Origin of the sequence: Streptomyces sp. NPDC020898, assembly GCF_044333925.1 — a bacterium.
Classification (GTDB): domain Bacteria; phylum Actinomycetota; class Actinomycetes; order Streptomycetales; family Streptomycetaceae; genus Streptomyces.
This window is the reverse complement of record NZ_JBIRRV010000031.1, coordinates 1-16,221: the sequence shown is the minus strand read 5'-3', so window position 1 is coordinate 16,221 and position 16,221 is coordinate 1. Positions and strand designations below refer to the sequence as shown.

Genomic DNA, 16,221 nt, shown 5'->3' with positions numbered 1-16,221 from the left:
GCGGTCGCTCCTGACGTCCGGAGCTGCCCTTGCCGGCCGTCAGGCGGCCGTCATCACGGGGCCGGCGCCCATCGGGCGGTGCGGGGCGATGATCTGGCCGTCCGGCAGGAGCTCACCGGTGTCCTCGAAAAGGAGGACGCCGTTGCACAGCAGACTCCATCCCTGCTCCGGGTGGTGCGCCATGAGGCGGGCGGATTCCCGGTCGGTGGAGTGAGCTGTCGGGCACGGTGGCTGGTGCTGGCACATTGATGGGATCTTTCGCTCTGTCGTGGAGTGTGCGATGGATGTCGTGTCTGTCGTGCGGCTCGAAGTACTGTTCATGGCCGCCCCCCGTTGTGATAAGTCGGTTCGAACCCAGTGTTGCCCCATGGGCGTCAATCCGCAGGGATTTAGCTGCACCGCTTCTCACAGGTTGAGGACGCATCACCCGGGCGGACGGTTCATCCCAACTGGACTGTCCCTTTGGGTGGTTCCTGGTGGCCGGATGGGGCTAGTCCGGACGGGCGCGCACCCTTAATGGCTCGTACGAGCGTAATAGCGCGCGAAAGAGCGACACACCCCGTCACCGGTGAATTCGGTGGCGGGGTGCGTCGGTGTACGGAGAGTGTCGAGCCGTGCGCGGTCAGGCGGGGGAGCTCAGCAGGGGTGCCGGAGTCACCCGATGGGTCAGGACCGGGAGCAGTTCGGCGACCCGGTGCGGACGGTGGGCGGCGATGCCGGGCGGGGCAGGCGCCAGCGGGACGAGCAGATCGGTCGCGGCGGGGTGGCCCTCGGTTCCGTCGGCGGTGATGTCGCCGTGCAGCCAGAGCGTGAGCATGTACAGCTCCGGCACGGACAGCAGGCGCGCCTGGTAGGTCTGCTTCATCGTCTCGGCCTGGCGCAGGGCGCGCTCGGTGGAGGCGATGTAGGGCCCTTCGAAGAAGTGCGAGAAGGCCCAGCCGTCGGCGGTCAGCATGGTCTCGGCCGCGGCCACCGCACGGTCGCCGCAGCGGATCAGGAAGCGCCATCCGGTCAGTCGGGTGGTGGCCGTGCCTCCGGGGGTGATCCGGTCCAGGACGTGCACGGGCAGCGGGAGTTCGGGGGTGGCCGGACCCTGTGCGGTGCGCAGGGCCGGGGTGCGCGCCTCGCGGACGGCGGTGGGGGAACCGAGTGCCGTGAGGACGGTGCGCAGTGCGGGCGCGGGAGCCGGGGGGACATGCAGCGGCATGGTGGGACGCCTCTCATTCGACAGGCACGGTGGCGCGAGGGCGGGGGCGGACGGCGCTGTCTGCTCTCGAAGTCTCTGGGGGTCAAAGAGGCGGGGCCGGGTGCGCCTGCGGGATACGGCCTGCCGCACGTCACCTGGACGGCAGGACCCAGGGCCTGGGCGCCGACTCTCTGCCTTGTTCGCGGAGTTTATACGACACGTGTTCTGGCTATGTTTCGTCTAGCTGTTTTCCGCGTGAAGAGCAAGAGGTCATTCGGTCGGCGTTGCGTGGTGTTTATACCGATTCCCGGACGGTCGTACAGTGATGACCTCGGTATACGCGCCGGAAGCGGTAGGCCAATTGTCGTCGGCGTTTTTCACGAGTTGGCCAAGCGCCCGAACCATCCGCCGTGCCATGCCGGATGAATGTGCCGCCGGTCACGTTCGACCAGCGTAGCGGGCGACGGGTTCGTCCGGGACGTTATCGATCGCGTCGGGTGGGCATCATCCCACGTGACCCGGGACATCAGCGGCCGGATCTTCGGCCCGCCCATTCGAGGAGGGACCCTTCGATGGGGGAGAAGGTCGTGGCGGGGCCGTTCGAACTGTCCGATCGCCAGCGCTACCGCACCAAGCTCCGGCAGTGTCTGACGGGGCTGGAGCGACTGCTGGCCGAGAAGCGGTTCGACCGCCCGAAGAATCTCCTGGGCCTGGAGATCGAGCTGAATCTCGTCGGGCCCGACGGCATGCCGAAAATGATGAATGCGCAAGTACTCGAAAGGATCGCGAGCCGAGATTTCCAAACAGAACTCGCCATGTTCAATCTGGAAGTCAACATCGCCCCCCATCGCCTCGCCGGCCGGGTATTCGACCGGCTCGCCGAAGAACTCCGTACGTCACTGGCATATGCTCACCGGAAAGCGAACGAGGTCGACGCGGGGATCATGATGATCGGTATTCTGCCGACGCTCGACCGTGACGACCTGGTCTCCTCCAACCTGTCCGACGTCGACCGCTACGCCCTGCTCAACGAGCAGATCGTGGCCGCCCGGGGCGAGGACTTCACGCTCGACATCGACGGGGTGGAGCGCCTGACGTGCACGTCGAAGTCCATCGCTCCGGAGGCCGCCTGCACCTCCGTACAACTGCATCTCCAGGTGACGCCGGCCCGGTTCGCCGACGTGTGGAACGCGGCGCAGGCGATCGCCGCCGTACAGGTCGCGATCGGCGCCAACTCGCCCTTCCTGTTCGGCCGTGAGCTGTGGCGCGAGTCGCGGCCCCCGCTGTTCACGCAGTCCACGGACACCCGTCCGCCGGAGCTCCAGGCGCAGGGTGTCCGGCCGCGTACCTGGTTCGGCGAGCGGTGGATCTCGTCGGCGTACGACCTCTTCGAGGAGAACCTGCGCTACTACCCGGCGCTGCTGCCGATCTGCGACGAGGAGGACCCGCTGCGTGTCCTCGACGACGGGGGCGTGCCGAAGCTCGGTGAGCTCGTGCTGCACAACGGCACCGTGTACCGCTGGAACCGCCCGGTCTACGGCATCGCGGACGGGGTTCCGCATCTGCGGGTCGAGAACCGGGTACTGCCCGCCGGGCCCACCGTCACGGACGTCATCGCCAACGCGGCCTTCTACTACGGGGTCGTCCGGGCGCTCGCCGAGGAGTCGCGGCCGGTGTGGACCCGGCTGCCCTTCGAGGCCGCCGCCGCCAACTTCGACACCGCCTGCCGGTACGGCATCGACGCGCGGCTCCAGTGGCCCCGGGGCGGCCGGTTCGGCGGCACGGCGGAGGTCGACGCGGTGCATCTCGTACGGGACGAACTGCTGCCGCTCGCCGAGGCGGGCCTCGACGCGTGGGGGGTCGAACCCGCCGACCGGGATCTGTACCTCGGGGTGATCGAGGAACGGTGCCGGCGGCGGGCCAACGGGGCCTCCTGGCAGGCGGCCACCTTCCACCGGGCGCTGGAGAAGGGGCTGTCCCGGGATGCCGCGCTGGCCGCGACCACGCGGCGGTACGGCGAGCTGATGCACCTCGGGGAGCCCGTGCACACCTGGCCGGTGGGGCTGCCGGAGCCGGTTCCGCTGGGGTGAGACCCTCCCTCGTCGATGGTGCGTGGACGGGGCCGGTCGCGCCCGCCTCAGGTGGATCGGGCAAGCTGTGACGTCCCATGTCGATGGAACGCGCGGCGCCGAAAGAGCCGTATGAGCTGAATCGGCCGCGTGATTCGTATGGCAGGGAAGCGGGGGAGGCCCGCCCGAACGGCGGCCGTCCCCCGGCGGGGACGCTGCGGGATCACGCAACTGGAGGCAGGAGTGCAGGTGGAGACGGGCGCGGGGGATGATTCCTTTCCTGAGGAGCGGCCGTCGCGACGGATTCTCCGGGACGAGACGCTGTTGGTGCTGGGGCTCTCGCTCGGTGCGAGCGGTGTCTCCGCGCTGATCAGCTTTGTCGGATCGGTCACGAAGCCGGGCGGTCTCAAGGATCAGGCGGCCACCCTCAACGCCTCGGCCGCGCCGGGACGTCCATGGCTGGATCTCGCCTGGCAGCTCTTCGGCATCACCACGGCGCTGGTACCGGTCGCGCTGGTCGCGCACTTCCTGCTGCGGGAGAAGGAGGGGCTGCGGACACTGGGCTTCGACCGCACCCGTCCCTGGCCCGACCTCGGGCGTGGGGCCGCGATCGCGGCGGTGATCGGCAGCAGCGGAATCGCCTTCTACCTGGCGGCCCGTGGCTTCGGTTTCAACCTCACGGTGGTGCCGGAGGCACTGCCCGACGTGTGGTGGAAGTACCCGGTGCTGATCCTCTCGGCGGTGCAGAACGCCGTACTGGAGGAAGTGATCGTCGTCGCGTATCTGCTGCGCAGGCTGAAGCAGCTGGGGTGGACCCCGGGGACGGCGCTGGTGGCCAGTTCGGTGCTGCGCGGGTCGTACCACCTGTATCAGGGCATCGGCGGGTTCATCGGCAACATGGTGATGGGGGTGGTGTTCGTGTACCTGTACCGGAGGTGGGGGCGGGTCGGTCCCCTGGTGGTCGCGCATTCACTGCTCGACATCGGGGCGTTCGTGGGGTACGGGCTGCTGGCGGGGAAGGTGGGCTGGCTGCCCACCGCGTGAGGGTCCGGCACGTGAGTGTCAGGGGCGTACGAGGGTGTCGTACGCCCCTTCTGTATGCCTCAGACGAGTAGCTCGCCGTCGATGGTGGTGATCGCCCGGCCGGTCAGCAGGGTGCGGTCGCCGCGGAGTTCGGTGCGGACCAGGCCGGTGCGGGCCGAGGCCTGGAGGCCGGTGAGGCCGGGACGGCCGAGGCGCTCGGACCAGTAGGGGGCGAGGGCCGTGTGGGCGCTGCCGGTGACCGGGTCCTCGTCGACGCCGATCCGTGGGAAGAAACAGCGCGAGACGAAGTCGTAGCCCTCGGCGGGGTCGTCGGCGCGCGCGGTGGCGATGATGCCGCGTTCCGAGTGGGTGGCGAGGGACTTGAGGTCAGGGGCGAGACCCAGGACTGTCTTCTCATCGGCGACCTCGATCAGCAGGTCGCCCATGTTCGGGCCGGTGTCGAAGCACGTGAGCGGTTCGGCGCCCAGGGCCTCGGCGACCCCGGCGGGCGGCTCGACGCGGGTGAGCGGGGCGGTCGGGAAGTCGAGGGTGATCGAGCCGTCCTCGCCGGGCGAAGCGAGGAGGACGCCGCTGCGGGTGGCGAACCGTACGGGGTCGGGGCCCGTGTGGGCGCCCGTGGTGCGCAGGACGTGGGCCGTGGCGAGGGTGGCGTGGCCGCACATCGCGACCTCGGCGGCCGGAGTGAACCAGCGCAGCGCCCAGTCGGCCTCGCCGCCCTCGGGAAGACGGTGGGCGAACGCCGTTTCGGCGTGGTTGACCTCCAGGGCGATCCGCTGGAGCCGGGTGTCGTCCGGGAAGGTGTCGAGGAGCAGGACGCCGGCCGGGTTGCCGGTGAAGGGGCGGTCGGCGAAGGCGTCGACGATTCGAATGCGCATGAGGACGACGCTAGAGGCGCGGTGGGGTCGCGGGCCAAGGCCAATTCGAGGGTGCTGGACCTGATTGGCGGCGTCAGGCTGCTGCCGGCCTCACCAGACCGGACTCGTACGCGAAGACCACCGCCTGCACGCGGGCGCGGGCGCCGATCTTGGCGAGGATGTGGCTGACATGGGATTTGACCGTGGTCGGCGCGATGGACAGACGCGTGGCGATCTCGGTGTTGGACCAGCCGGCGGCGACGCCGGTGAGGACGTCGCGTTCCCGCCTGGTGAGCGTGTCGAGCCCGGTCTCCCGTTCCAGTGAACCGGCGGTGCGCTGGTGGCGGACGGTGTCGATGAGGGCGCGGGTGAGGCTCGGGGTGGTGACCGCGTCGCCGGCGGCCACGATGCGGACGGCCGCGGCCAGCTCGGCGGGGGTGGCGTCCTGGGGAAGGAACCCGCCGGCTCCCGCGCGCAGGGCCGCGTAGGCGTACACCTCGTGGCTGGTGGGGGTCAGGACGAGCACGCGGGGTGCGTGTCCGCCGGATCTTGCGGGCCCGGCGACCGGGAGGAGGGTGGGCGGTCGGGTGATGCGGCGGATGTGGTCGACACCGTCCAAATCGACCACCTGGCTGTCCATCAGAACGACGTCCGGTCCGAGCGCGGCACTCATGCGCACCGCCTCGACGCCGGTGGTCGCCTCGCCGACGACGGTCAGGTCGGGCTCGGCGGCCAGGAGCATGCGCAGGCCGAGACGCTGCAGGGACTGACTGTGTACGACGAGCACGGAGGCCATGAAGGGCACTCTCCTTGTACGAAACGGTTTCGTTCACTTCGATTTTCATCAGCGTAGCTCCGCTCGCTATCGAAACGGCATCGTTTCTTGTGTGACCTGGGTCACTTATCTCGGGCTTGTCGGGCGAGCTATTCCGATATATCGTTGACGCATCGCGACAGATCAACGACAAGACAACGAATGGAGTGGTTGCGATGCGTTCCCATGGAGAGGAATTCGGTCCGGGCTTCGGTCCCGGACACGCACACGGTCATGGCGGCCCCGGCGCCCACGGGCGCGGCGGCTTCGAGGGGCGGCGAGCCGCCTTCGGTCCCTTCGGGCCCGGTTTCGGCGGGCGCGGCGGTCACGGTGGTCCCGACTTCGGTCCGGGTCCCTGGGGCGGGCGCGGCGGCCGGGGCGGACCCCGGGGCAGGGCTCGGCGCGGTGATGTACGCGCGTCGATCCTGGCCCTGCTGAAGGACCGGCCCATGCACGGTTACGAGATGATCCAGGAGATCGCCGAGCGCAGCGGCGGGGCATGGAAGCCCAGCCCCGGCTCGGTCTACCCCACCCTTCAGCTGCTGGAGGACGAGGGCCTGATCGTCAATGAGAGTGAGGGCGGCAAGAAGCTGTTCGCGCTCACCGAGGCCGGTCGTACGGCGGCCGAAGAAGGTCCCGACGCACCCTGGGAAGAGGCCGGTCGCGGCGTCGACTGGGAGGCGCTGAACGACATCCGCCAGGCCGGCTTCGGTCTGATGGAGGCCTTCGGCCAGGTCTGGAAGACCGGCAGCAAGGAGCAGCGCGAGAAGGCGCTCACGGTGATCAACGAAGCGCGCAAGAAGCTGTATCTGATCCTCGCCGACGAGGACTGATGGGCCGTCCTCGAAGACGTGTCCCCAGTGCGCACGGGCGCCCCGCGGAAGTGGTCCGCGGGGCGCCTTTGTGCTGTCGTACGGTGTCCGCGCCGGGCTCAGTTCACCAGGCCGGCCAGCTTGCGCAGGGACTCGTTGAAGGCGGCCGTTCCCGAGTCCTTCAGCTTGCCGGCCATCAGGGAGACGGCCGCGCCGGTGAACTCGCCGTCGATGCGGACCGTCGTGGCGTCACCGTCGGGCGTGAGGGTGTAGCGCGTGGCGACGGTCACGGCCATCGGACCCTTGCCCCGGATGGCCAGCGTGCGGGCGGGCTCCAGCTCCTCGATGGTCCAGTCGACCTCGGCCGGGAAGCCCATCAGCTTCATGTGCTCCTCGAAGGTGCCGCCGATCTCCAGTACGGAGGGGCCGCCCTTCGGGAAACTCGTGTGGGTCGCGTTCCACGCTCCGTACGCCGACCAGTCCGTCAACTGCGCCCAGATCTTCTCCGGCGGTGCCTGGATGCGTGCCTCCGCGCTTATTTCGGCCATGCGACCACCTCTGTGTCTCGGGCTGCGGTGTCGCGGAACGTAGCCGTAAGGCCTGGAACATTCAATACTGACGGATCGTCAGATTCTCTCGCCGGGCGGCCGACCTCAGCCGACCTGCCGTATCACCGCCGCGTCGAACTGGTCCCGCGCACGCGGGAAGGGGCCCTCTTCGTGGCAGTGCCACGCCTCCCAGAACAGGTCGGCGAGCAGTGCGTCCTCCGGGGCGTACACCCGGTACACGTACTGTCGGCCGTCCGTCGCCGGCAGTGCCACCAGCCAGCACCTGCTCTCCATGTTGGTGTGTGACGAACTCGGGGGAGCCGTGGTTGCGTTCGGGGCGCGGGGCAGGTGATTGCGCGCCCCTTGCGCCGACTTCGTGGCAAAGAGGCGTGATGTCATCCGCAAGGAGGAGATTCCGCCCTCGATGCCCACCTTCTGTGGGAGGCGGAAATGATGCGTCGCGAGGATGACCGGGTCCGCCGGGACTGATGAGGTAGGGGTGTGCAACCCCGTATTCCCCGTCAGTCGACCACTGAGCACGGTGCGAACCGAGTGGACAACGATGCCAGGCTCACCGCAGAGCTGGCAGCGGTGGTCGCCGGTGCGCGCAGGCGGGCGCTGCGGGACGGGGACCGGCAGATCGACACGGCCCATCTGCTGCACACGCTCCTGGAGTCCGACCCCGCGGTGTCCGCGGTGTTCGAGGGCGGTGGAGCCCAGGTCGCACGGCTCCTCGGCTATCTCGTGCAGCGCAGCATCGGCTACGGGCTGCGCTGGCAGAGCTCCGTCGAGGACTCCGGGGCCCTGCCCGTGCTGCCGGGGGCGGCGGGTACGGCGGGCTGGTCGCCGATCGCGGCGGGCGCGCTGGAGGAGGCGTGCGAGCGTGCCGGGCGGCGCGGTGACGCACTGGCGCGGGGAGTCGATCTCCTCGCGGCGATCGTCGTGGACCCGCAGTCCCGGGCGGTCGAGGTGCTCCGGCGGGGCGGGGTCGACGCGGGGGAGCTGCTTGCGCGGATCGCGCACGTCGAGCAGGTGGAGGCGGGCTGGGCGGAGTACGAGGAGTACGAGGCGTACGAGGAATTCGCCCGGGGTGTCGAGGGCGGCGACTGAGACTCCGACCGGCGGGGGGCCTCGTCCAGTCGGTGAGACAGGAGTCATCGGGGATGACGGTCATGTCGTCGCCTGTCATCATGTGCCAGGTGCGTACGTCAGGGAGTGGTGAGGCCGGCCGGGGCAAGGGCGTCGGGTTGGGGCTCGCGTTGTTGTCGGCGGTCGCCTTCGGGGGATCCGGCGTCGCGGCCAAACCGTTGATCGAGGCGGGCCTCGATCCGCTCCACGTGGTGTGGCTGCGGGTGGCGGGCGCGGCTCTGGTGATGCTGCCCCTGGCCGTGCGACACCGTGCGCTGGTGCGCCGGCGGCCCGCGCTGCTCGCCGGGTTCGGGCTGTTCGCCGTGGCCGGTGTCCAGGCCTGCTACTTCGCCGCCATCTCCCGTATCCCCGTCGGGGTCGCGCTGCTCGTCGAGTACCTCGCACCCGCGCTCGTGCTCGGCTGGGTGCGGTTCGTGCAACGGCGGCCCGTGACCCGTGCCGCCGCGCTCGGTGTCGTCCTCGCGGTCGGCGGGCTCGCCTGTGTCGTCGAGGTGTGGTCGGGGATGGGCTTCGACGCGGTGGGGCTGCTGCTCGCGCTCGGCGCCGCCTGCTGCCAGGTCGGCTACTTCGTACTGTCCGACCAGGGCAGCGACGCGGGCGACGAGGCGCCGGACCCGCTCGGCGTCATCGCGTACGGCCTCCTGGTCGGCACCCTTGTGCTGACCGTCGTGGCACGTCCGTGGGGCATGGACTGGTCCGTGCTCGCGGGCACCGCGGACATGGACGGCACACCCGTCGCGGCCGGGCTGCTGCTGGGCTGGATCGTGCTCGTCGCCACGGTCCTCGCCTACGGCACGGGCGTGCTCGCCATACGTCGGCTCTCACCGCAGGTCGCCGGAGTCGTGGCCTGTCTTGAGGCGGTCATCGCGACCGCGCTGGCCTGGGTGCTGCTGGGCGAGCATCTGTCGGCGCCGCAGATAGCGGGAGGCGCGGTGGTTCTCGTGGGCGCGTTCATCGCGCAGTCGTCGGCGCCCGCCAAGGGGTCCGCGGAGCCGGTCGCCCAGGGATCGGAAAAGGAGTTGGCGGCCCGCCGTACCGTCGCCTAGGGTCGCGATCATGTACGCGCACGCACTCGTCCTTCCGCCTCCGGCCGCCTGAGGCGGGCTCTTCCGGAACCGTGTCCGGCGTATCGCCGCCGGGCGGAACCGTGCTGCCCGCAGACGAGTCCGAGGACCCCGTGAAGCCCTGAGGGGCCGGGTCCTTTCGTCACCTTCCGCGCGGTCGCCGCCCTTTCGGCCGGTCTCCGCGCGTCTGCGGAGAGACTCTCGTGTCGAACGTGCCCCATGCTGTCTCCGGCCTGCCCATCGGGCGAGGCCTGCTCTTCCTGACCGTCGCCGGTGCCGCCTGGGGCACCGCGGGTGCTGCCGCTTCCCTCGTCTACCGGGTGAGCGACATGGGCCCCGTCGCCCTCTCCTTCTGGCGCTGCGCGGGCGGATTCGTCCTGCTGTTCCTCGCCCGGTCACTGCGCCGCCGTACGGCCGTCAGGCCCGAGCCGTGGCGTCGCAGGGCCCTGCGCGCCGGTGTCACCGGACTCTCGCTCGCCGTGTTCCAGACCGCGTACTTCGCGTCCGTCCAGGCCACCGGCCTCGCGGTCGCCACCGTCGTCACGCTGGGCGCCGGGCCCGTCCTCATCGCGCTGGGTGCCCGGCTGACCATGGGCGAGCGGCTGGGGACGGGCGGGACCGTCGCCGTCGGCGGGGCACTGGCCGGGCTCGCGGTGCTGGTGCTGGGCAGTGGCGACGCCGTGGTGCGGCCGGCGGGTGTCGCCTGGGCCGTCCTGTCAGCCGCCGGGTATGCCGTACTGACCCTCCTCACCCGGTGGTGGGGGCGGGACGGAGGAACGGACGCGTTCGGTACGTCCGTCCGGGCCTTCGGCGTCACCTCGCTGTGCCTGCTGCCGTTCGGGCTGGCCGAGGGGCTCCTGCCGCACACCGGGGCCGGCGACAGGCTGCGGCTCGGCGGCCTCCTGGTGTACGTCGCCGCCGTGCCGACCGCCCTCGCGTACGGGCTGTACTTCGCCGGGGCGGCCGTCGTCCGCTCGACGACCGTTTCCGTGATCATGCTCCTGGAACCGGTGAGCGCGGCGGTCCTCGCCGTCACGCTGCTCGGCGAGCGGCTGACCGCGGCGACCGTCGGGGGCACCCTGCTGATGCTGGGCGCGGTGGCGGGGCTCGCGGTGGCGGAGGCGCGGGGCGCCGGCGCGGACGGGGGCGCGGAGCGGAGGGCGGAGCCCGGAGAGGTGTTCGGCTGAGCCTCAGTTGTCCTGTCCGGGGTCCGTCGAGTGGCCGACCGTGTCGAGTTCCGTGGTCGCGTCCGCCGGCAGCGCCAGGTCGGCGGCGATGAGGCTCTCGGAGTCCGGTGCGGGCAGCCAGCTGCCGTCGGCGCCCCGGCGGGCGCCCACCTTGGTGACGATACGGAGACCGGCGGGGTAGGGGGACAGGGCTTCCCTGATGAGTTCGTTGACGACCGCCGGCCCGTAGAAGTCGCTGGTGTCGATGTGGGTGATCCCCCGGTCGACGGCCTCGCGCAGCACAGCCACCGCCTCGTCGCGGTCCTTGGGTTGCCCGAACACACTGGGTCCCGCCAGCTGCATGGCCCGCCGGAAACGGTGTCGGCCATGGTGATGCCTTTCGTCGCGTACCGCTGCGTCGTTGTTGTCGCCGTCCGGGCCGGCTCTGCCGCGATCCGTACGTGGGTGGCCGTACCCCGCTGTTCCTGGGGGCGACAGGGACACCCACATCCCGAGCTGCCCGATCAGCGCCGACGACCGCAATCCGTCCGCCCAGATGCGCGAAACGCTCGCCCGGGTGCTGCGCCTGGACACCGCCGCGGCACCCGGTATCCGGCCGACCTGACCGGACCGGGCGGCGTCCGGGACCTGGTGTCGCCCGCCTCACCCTCTCCCGCTACAACCCCCGCCTGTGCCGCTGAACGGCCAGGGCCCCCGCGTCCCGTGGCCCGCCCCGCTCCGCCAGTCCGGCCGCGATACGGTCCTGGACCTCCGCCGGCCTCTTCTCGGCGTACTTGAACTTCGCCCGTACGTCCGTCACTTCGAGCCTGATGCCACGGATGCCGGAGAGCATCCGCCCGTACGGTGCCTCGCCCGCCGCCACTCGCGCGGAGCCGCCCTCCGGCTGGAAATGGCCCAGTTGGCGGTTGAGCAGGTCGGCCTTCTCCGCCGGGTCGTCCACGACGTGGGCGGTGCAGCGGAGTTGGACGGCCGCGTAGACGCTCGTCGGTACGCCGTGTTCGGGCGGGGTGTCCAAGGCGGCCTGCCACGGTCCGGGGATGAACGCGTAGTCGTCGACCACGCTGAGCAGGACGACCGGGTTCGTCTCCAGCGCGGGCCAGACCGGATTCGGGCGGGCCAGATGGGTGACCGCCTCGGCGCGCCCGGCGTCATAGGCGAAGTGCACGGGCTGGACGTACGGCGCCTCGCCCGGCAGGCCGTTCACGGCTAGCTGCCCGAAGTCGTGGACGGACAGCCACTGTTGCCACTCCGCGTCGTCGCGCGACGCGTCCCAGGGATGGATCAGCATCGGGATCAGAGGGCCCTGAGGTAGTCGGGGAGCTGGGTGCCGGGCGCCAACTCGGCGTCGGCGAGCGGGGTTTCGTAGCCCTTGCGCAGAGGGACCACGCCGGCCCAGTGGGGGAGCGCGAGATCCTCGGGCTCATCGTTCACCCCGCCCGTGCGCACCTTCGCGGACACCTCGGCGAGGTCGATACGGATCACGGCGGTGGCGGCGAGTTCCTTGGTGTTGGCGGGGCGTGAGTCGGCCGTGCGGCCCGCCACGACATGGTCGACCAGGGCGTCGAGGGCCAGTCGCTTCTCGTCCGGGTCCGTCACCTGATGGGCGATGCCGTGGACGACCACCGAGCGGTAGTTCATCGAGTGGTGGAAGGCGGACCGGGCCAGGATCAGCGCGTCCACGTGCGTGACCGTCAGACAGACCGGGAGACCCGGGTCGGCCTGGCCCGTCATCCGCAACGGGCGCGACCCTGTCGAGCCGTGTACGTAGAGACGCTCGCCGACCCGCCCGTAGAGCGTCGGCAGGACGACGGGTGCACCGTCCCGGACGAAGCCGAGGTGGCACACATACCCCTCGTCGAGGATCGCGTGCACCGACTCCTTGTCGTACGAGGCCCGGTTCGCGGAGCGGGTGGGGACCGTGCGGTCGGTCGGCGGGTAGGCGTCGGCGGGTTGCGGGGGCGCCTGCCGGGTTTCCTGCCGCTCGGCTTCCTGTGTGGCTTGCTGCGTGGTCCCCGGCATCGCGGTCTCCTTGCGGTCTATATTGCACTAGTGCATAATTGGTGTTGTGCTAGGAGAATATCCGATCAGAGGCCGGGGCGCAGCAGAGATTTCCGCGAGCGTCGAACGCGCGGTGGGTGCCGGGGAGCTGGAACCCGGTCAACTGCTGCCGCCCATGCGGGAGTTGGCGGAGCGGCTCGGGGTGAATCCCAATACCGTCGCCGCCGCCTACCGCACGCTGCGTGAGCGCGGGGTCATCGAGACCCATGGGCGGCGCGGCAGCCGGGTGCGCGCCAAGCCGGCCACCACCGGACGCGAGTACATCCGCGTGGTGGTGCCGTCCGGTGTGCGGGACGTGGCGAACGGCAACCCCGATCCGGCGCTGCTGCCGTCGCTGGCGGCGGCGTTCACGGCGGCCGGCGAACAGAGTGACCGGGCCCCGGTGCTCTATGGAGACGCCACCGTCGAGCCGGAGCTGGCCCGGATCGCCCGGGCGGATCTCGACGCCGACGGTGTGCCGGACGGGCCCGTTGTCGTCACCGCCGGTGCGCTGGACAGTGTCGAGCGACTCCTGGCCGTACACCTCAAGCCCGGTGACGCCGTCGCCGTCGAGGACCCCGGTTGGGGCGGCCTGCTGGACCTCGTACCGGCGCTCGGGCTGCGGATGGTCCCCGTGGGCGTCGACGATCAGGGGCCGGCCGTCGAGGACGTGCGGCAGGCGCTGGCGGCCGGGGCGCGGGCGCTGATCGTCACGGACCGGGCGCAGAACCCGACCGGTGCCGTGGTGAGCGCCACGCGCGCGCGTGCCCTGCGTTCCGTGCTCCGGGAGTACCCGGAGACCCTGCTCATCGAGGACGACCACGGCTACCGGATCGTCGACCAGCCCCTCCGTCCGCTGGCCGGGGTCACCCGGCACTGGGCGTTCGTCCGCTCGGTCGCCAAGGCCTACGGCCCCGATCTGCGGCTCGCCGTCCTCACCGGCGACGCCGCCACCGTCGACCGGATCAGGGGGCGGCAGCGGCTCGGGTCGGGCTGGGTCAGCCGACTGCTGCAACGGGCTGTCGTACGGCTGTGGACCGACGAGGCCGTGGACACGCGCGCGGTGGCCTCGGCGTACGGGCGGCGCCGGGACGCGTTGATCGACGCGCTCGCGGAGCGCGGGGTCGAGGCCCACGGGCGCAGCGGACTGAACGTGTGGATCCCCGTCCCGGACGAGACCGGCGCGGTCGCCCGGCTGCTCCACGCCGGCTGGGCCGTCGCCCCCGGCGCCCGCTTCCGGATGAACGCCCCGCCTGGTATCCGGGTGACGATCGCGACGCTGACGCAGGAGGAGACGGGTCCGCTGGCGGACGCGATCACCTCCGCGGTGGGGTCGGAGTCGGCGCGGACCTACGCCTAGGGGCTCCCCGGGGACGGGTCGGGAATCGGTCGGTGCCCAGGTCCGGTGCGGCGGGCGGGGGTGGCCTGGGTGAGTGCGGCTCCCGCCAGAACGATCACCGTGCCCACCGGTGTCGACCAGCTCAGGGTCTCGCCGAGCAGGGTGACGCCCGCGACCGTGGCGATGACCGGGATGAAGTACGTGACCATCTGGGCGGTCGTCGGCCCCGTCTCGGCGACCAGGCCGTACTGGAGGAGCATCGCGAAGCCCGTGCCCAGCGTGCCGAGGGCGACGATCGCGAGCAGCGGCCCGACGTGCAGGCCGTCGGGTATCCCCGTGAACAGCGGGGTGACCACGGCGAGTTGGAGTGTGGCCAGCAGCAACTGGGCGCCGCTGAGCGAGAGGTGGGAGTGGCTCGAACCCGCGAGTGTGCGGCGGACGTAGATCCAGCCGATCGGATAACTGAGCGAGGCCAGGAGGGCGAGCGCCGTGCCTGTCGCGTCCAGGCCGTGGAAGCCCTGCCAGGCGCCGAGCACGGTCAGGACGCCTATGAAGCCCAGGCCGAGACCGGCCACCCGCAGCCGTGTCGGACGGTCCTCCGAGAGCGCGACCAGGGACAGGGCCATGCCCCACAGTGGTGAGGTCGCGTTGCAGATGCCGGCGAGGGTGGACGGGATCGTCAGCTCCGCGTATGCGAAGAGCGAGAACGGCAGCGCGTTCAGCAGGAACGCGGCCACCGTGAGATGCCCCCAGGTGCGCGCCCCGCGCGGCAGTCGCTCCCGCTTCACGGCCAGCGCCGTTGCCAGCACCGCCGTACCGAACAGCAGCCGGCCGAAGGTGACCTGGAACGGCGCGTACCCCTGCGTACCGACCTTGATCAGCAGGAAGCTGAAGCCCCAGATGAGCGACAGCACGCCGAAGCGGACGCGCCAGTCGAGAGCGGGACGGCGGCCGACCGAGGCCGACGCGGGCGAGGGCGGAGGCAGGGGCGCTGCCGGTGTCGTGGGCTTCGGGGTGGTGAGGCGGCTCATGCGTGCCACGATCCCGGAGTCGATCTCGTAGCACAAGCGAGTATGTGTTCGGCTCATCTCGTAGAATTGCTTACATGTTGAACCTGGAGCGCCTACGCACCCTCGACGCCCTCGCCCGGCACGGCTCGGTCAGCGGGGCGGCCGAGGGGCTGCATGTGACGACGTCGGCCGTCTCGCAGCAGATGTCCAAGCTGGAGCGGGAGGTGGGGCAGCAGCTCCTCGCCAAGAACGGGCGGGGCGTGCGGCTCACCGACGCCGGACGGCTGCTCGCCGACCATGCCGCGCGCATCCTGTCCCAGGTCGAGCTGGCCCAGTCCGATCTGGAGGCGCAGCGCGGGCAGGTGGTGGGCGAGCTGCGGCTGTCGGCCTTCCCGACCGCCGCACGCGGGCTGTTCCCGGCCGCCCTCGCGGCCCTGCGCGCGGACCACCCCGGGCTGCGGCTGCGCTCGTCCGAGCTGGAACCGGAGGCCGGGGTCGCCGGGGTGGTGCGCGGGGATCTCGATCTGGCGGTCGTGCTCGACTGGTACAACAAGCCGATGCCGTTGCCCGACGGCCTGGTGAAGGCGTCGATCCTGGACGACCCGGCCGATGTGGCGATGCCGGTCGGTCATCCGCTCGCCGGCCGTAGCGAGGTGGATCTCGGGGAGTTCGCCGAGGACGAGTGGATCACCTGGGGCGAGGGCGAGTTCTGCCACGAGTGGCTGATGTTCACGCTGCGTTCCAGGGGCGTCGAGCCTTGCATCGGGCACCGTGCGGCGGAGACGCACACGCAGTTGGCGCTGGTCGCGGCGGGGCTCGGGGTGTGCATCGCTCCGTTGTTGGGGCGCCACCCCGTGCCCGCCGGGGTCGTCACCGTTCCGCTGCGGCAGCGGGTGCGGCGGCATGTGTACGTGGTCTGGCGGGCGGACGCCGACCGGCGGCCGTCGATTCGGGCGGCGGTGGAGGCGTTGCGCTCCGCGGGTTCGGCGGTGGGGGGTGTGGGCGGTGTGGATTCGCCCCCGCCGCCCCTACCCGTCCCATCCCTGGGGCTGCCGCCCCAGACCCCGCTACGGCCCTGAACGGGCCTTGTCCTCAAACGCCGGACGGG

Annotated in this window: 17 protein-coding genes and 1 pseudogene; 8 read left to right on the top strand and 10 right to left on the bottom strand. The window is 71.0% G+C overall.

Annotated features, from left to right (window positions below):
* Positions 1-39 precede the first annotated feature (39 nt).
* Together ACH4TV_RS45915 and ACH4TV_RS45910 are read right to left on the bottom strand one after the other, a co-directional pair.
* On the bottom strand, positions 40-246 hold the full coding sequence (locus ACH4TV_RS45915; RefSeq protein WP_398407424.1) for a DUF5999 family protein: 207 nt from the start codon (positions 244-246) through the stop codon (positions 40-42).
* 376 nt (positions 247-622) lie between these two features.
* Complete coding sequence (locus tag ACH4TV_RS45910; protein ID WP_398407423.1) at positions 623-1,207, bottom strand: hypothetical protein; 585 nt, start codon at positions 1,205-1,207, stop codon at positions 623-625.
* A gap of 551 nt (positions 1,208-1,758) precedes the next feature.
* On the opposite strand from ACH4TV_RS45910, the gene ACH4TV_RS45905 reads away from it, so the two are divergent.
* Together ACH4TV_RS45905 and ACH4TV_RS45900 are read left to right on the top strand one after the other, a co-directional pair.
* Positions 1,759-3,276: a glutamate-cysteine ligase family protein gene (locus ACH4TV_RS45905; RefSeq protein ID WP_398407422.1), complete on the top strand. Its 1,518-nt coding sequence runs from the start codon at positions 1,759-1,761 to the stop codon at positions 3,274-3,276.
* Between the two features lie 222 nt (positions 3,277-3,498).
* The gene (locus ACH4TV_RS45900; protein ID WP_398407421.1) at positions 3,499-4,299 is read left to right on the top strand and encodes a CPBP family intramembrane glutamic endopeptidase; all 801 of its coding nucleotides are present in this window, start codon (positions 3,499-3,501) and stop codon (positions 4,297-4,299) included.
* A 59-nt stretch (positions 4,300-4,358) separates the two neighbouring features.
* On the opposite strand, the gene ACH4TV_RS45895 is transcribed toward ACH4TV_RS45900, so the two are convergent.
* Both ACH4TV_RS45895 and ACH4TV_RS45890 read right to left on the bottom strand, forming a co-directional pair.
* Positions 4,359-5,174, bottom strand: a complete 816-nt coding sequence (locus tag ACH4TV_RS45895) for a PhzF family phenazine biosynthesis protein (protein WP_398407420.1) — start codon at positions 5,172-5,174, stop codon at positions 4,359-4,361.
* A gap of 73 nt (positions 5,175-5,247) precedes the next feature.
* Positions 5,248-5,949, bottom strand: a complete 702-nt coding sequence (locus ACH4TV_RS45890) for a LuxR C-terminal-related transcriptional regulator (RefSeq protein WP_398407419.1) — start codon at positions 5,947-5,949, stop codon at positions 5,248-5,250.
* Positions 5,950-6,143: 194 nt separating this feature from the next.
* On the opposite strand from ACH4TV_RS45890, the gene ACH4TV_RS45885 reads away from it, so the two are divergent.
* A complete protein-coding gene (locus ACH4TV_RS45885; protein WP_398407418.1) occupies positions 6,144-6,800 on the top strand; it encodes a PadR family transcriptional regulator in 657 nt (218 codons plus the stop codon).
* 98 nt (positions 6,801-6,898) lie between these two features.
* Here the strand turns inward: ACH4TV_RS45885 and ACH4TV_RS45880 are convergent, their stop codons facing one another.
* Together ACH4TV_RS45880 and ACH4TV_RS45875 are read right to left on the bottom strand one after the other, a co-directional pair.
* Positions 6,899-7,327, bottom strand: a complete 429-nt coding sequence (locus ACH4TV_RS45880; RefSeq protein ID WP_398407417.1) for an SRPBCC family protein — start codon at positions 7,325-7,327, stop codon at positions 6,899-6,901.
* A 105-nt stretch (positions 7,328-7,432) separates the two neighbouring features.
* A complete protein-coding gene (locus ACH4TV_RS45875) occupies positions 7,433-7,600 on the bottom strand; it encodes a hypothetical protein (protein ID WP_398407416.1) in 168 nt (55 codons plus the stop codon).
* A gap of 228 nt (positions 7,601-7,828) precedes the next feature.
* On the opposite strand from ACH4TV_RS45875, the gene ACH4TV_RS45870 reads away from it, so the two are divergent.
* The 3 genes from ACH4TV_RS45870 to ACH4TV_RS45860 all read left to right on the top strand — a co-directional run bounded on the left by ACH4TV_RS45870 (position 7,829) and on the right by ACH4TV_RS45860 (position 10,727).
* Complete coding sequence (locus ACH4TV_RS45870) at positions 7,829-8,437, top strand: Clp protease N-terminal domain-containing protein (RefSeq protein ID WP_398407415.1); 609 nt, start codon at positions 7,829-7,831, stop codon at positions 8,435-8,437.
* Positions 8,438-8,499: 62 nt separating this feature from the next.
* On the top strand, positions 8,500-9,522 hold the full coding sequence (locus ACH4TV_RS45865; RefSeq protein WP_398407414.1) for an EamA family transporter: 1,023 nt from the start codon (positions 8,500-8,502) through the stop codon (positions 9,520-9,522).
* Positions 9,523-9,752: 230 nt separating this feature from the next.
* Positions 9,753-10,727 carry a DMT family transporter gene (locus tag ACH4TV_RS45860; RefSeq protein WP_398407459.1) on the top strand — a complete coding sequence of 325 codons (975 nt, stop codon included), beginning with the start codon at positions 9,753-9,755 and terminating at the stop codon, positions 10,725-10,727.
* Positions 10,728-10,811: 84 nt separating this feature from the next.
* Here the strand turns inward: ACH4TV_RS45860 and ACH4TV_RS45855 are convergent.
* The 3 genes and pseudogenes from ACH4TV_RS45855 to ACH4TV_RS45845 all read right to left on the bottom strand — a co-directional run.
* A pseudogene (locus ACH4TV_RS45855) lies at positions 10,812-11,069 on the bottom strand (aldo/keto reductase); the annotation flags it as partial.
* 313 nt (positions 11,070-11,382) lie between these two features.
* A complete protein-coding gene (locus tag ACH4TV_RS45850; protein ID WP_398407413.1) occupies positions 11,383-12,015 on the bottom strand; it encodes an FMN-binding negative transcriptional regulator in 633 nt (210 codons plus the stop codon).
* Between the two features lie 5 nt (positions 12,016-12,020).
* Positions 12,021-12,746 (bottom strand): pyridoxamine 5'-phosphate oxidase family protein, encoded by a 726-nt coding sequence (locus ACH4TV_RS45845; RefSeq protein WP_398407412.1) that lies wholly within the window; start codon positions 12,744-12,746, stop codon positions 12,021-12,023.
* A gap of 46 nt (positions 12,747-12,792) precedes the next feature.
* Between ACH4TV_RS45845 and ACH4TV_RS45840 the strand changes: the two genes are divergently transcribed.
* Positions 12,793-14,124: an aminotransferase class I/II-fold pyridoxal phosphate-dependent enzyme gene (locus ACH4TV_RS45840; protein ID WP_398407411.1), complete on the top strand. Its 1,332-nt coding sequence runs from the start codon at positions 12,793-12,795 to the stop codon at positions 14,122-14,124.
* Here ACH4TV_RS45840 and ACH4TV_RS45835 read toward each other — a convergent pair.
* Positions 14,121-15,134, bottom strand: coding sequence for a DMT family transporter (locus ACH4TV_RS45835; RefSeq protein ID WP_398407410.1), 1,014 nt, complete (start codon positions 15,132-15,134; stop codon positions 14,121-14,123). The genes ACH4TV_RS45840 and ACH4TV_RS45835 overlap by 4 nt on opposite strands.
* Before the next feature lie 74 nt (positions 15,135-15,208).
* Here ACH4TV_RS45835 and ACH4TV_RS45830 point away from each other — a divergent pair, with 74 nt between their 5' ends.
* Complete coding sequence (locus ACH4TV_RS45830; protein ID WP_398407409.1) at positions 15,209-16,192, top strand: LysR family transcriptional regulator; 984 nt, start codon at positions 15,209-15,211, stop codon at positions 16,190-16,192.
* The last annotated feature ends 29 nt before the right edge of the window (positions 16,193-16,221 follow it).

Excerpts from the sequence above, each read along its gene's own strand:
- ACH4TV_RS45915 (WP_398407424.1), bottom strand. The coding sequence starts at position 246 with ATGTGCCAGCACCAGCCACCGTGCCCGACAGCTCACTCCACCGACCGG.
- ACH4TV_RS45910 (WP_398407423.1), bottom strand. The coding sequence starts at position 1,207 with ATGCCGCTGCATGTCCCCCCGGCTCCCGCGCCCGCACTGCGCACCGTC.
- ACH4TV_RS45905 (WP_398407422.1), top strand. The coding sequence starts at position 1,759 with ATGGGGGAGAAGGTCGTGGCGGGGCCGTTCGAACTGTCCGATCGCCAG.
- ACH4TV_RS45895 (WP_398407420.1), bottom strand. The coding sequence starts at position 5,174 with ATGCGCATTCGAATCGTCGACGCCTTCGCCGACCGCCCCTTCACCGGC.
- ACH4TV_RS45890 (WP_398407419.1), bottom strand. The coding sequence starts at position 5,949 with ATGGCCTCCGTGCTCGTCGTACACAGTCAGTCCCTGCAGCGTCTCGGC.
- ACH4TV_RS45885 (WP_398407418.1), top strand. The coding sequence starts at position 6,144 with ATGCGTTCCCATGGAGAGGAATTCGGTCCGGGCTTCGGTCCCGGACAC.
- ACH4TV_RS45880 (WP_398407417.1), bottom strand. The coding sequence starts at position 7,327 with ATGGCCGAAATAAGCGCGGAGGCACGCATCCAGGCACCGCCGGAGAAG.
- ACH4TV_RS45865 (WP_398407414.1), top strand. The coding sequence starts at position 8,500 with ATGTCGTCGCCTGTCATCATGTGCCAGGTGCGTACGTCAGGGAGTGGT.
- ACH4TV_RS45850 (WP_398407413.1), bottom strand. The coding sequence starts at position 12,015 with ATGCTGATCCATCCCTGGGACGCGTCGCGCGACGACGCGGAGTGGCAA.
- ACH4TV_RS45845 (WP_398407412.1), bottom strand. The coding sequence starts at position 12,746 with ATGCCGGGGACCACGCAGCAAGCCACACAGGAAGCCGAGCGGCAGGAA.
- ACH4TV_RS45835 (WP_398407410.1), bottom strand. The coding sequence starts at position 15,134 with ATGAGCCGCCTCACCACCCCGAAGCCCACGACACCGGCAGCGCCCCTG.
- ACH4TV_RS45830 (WP_398407409.1), top strand. The coding sequence starts at position 15,209 with ATGTTGAACCTGGAGCGCCTACGCACCCTCGACGCCCTCGCCCGGCAC.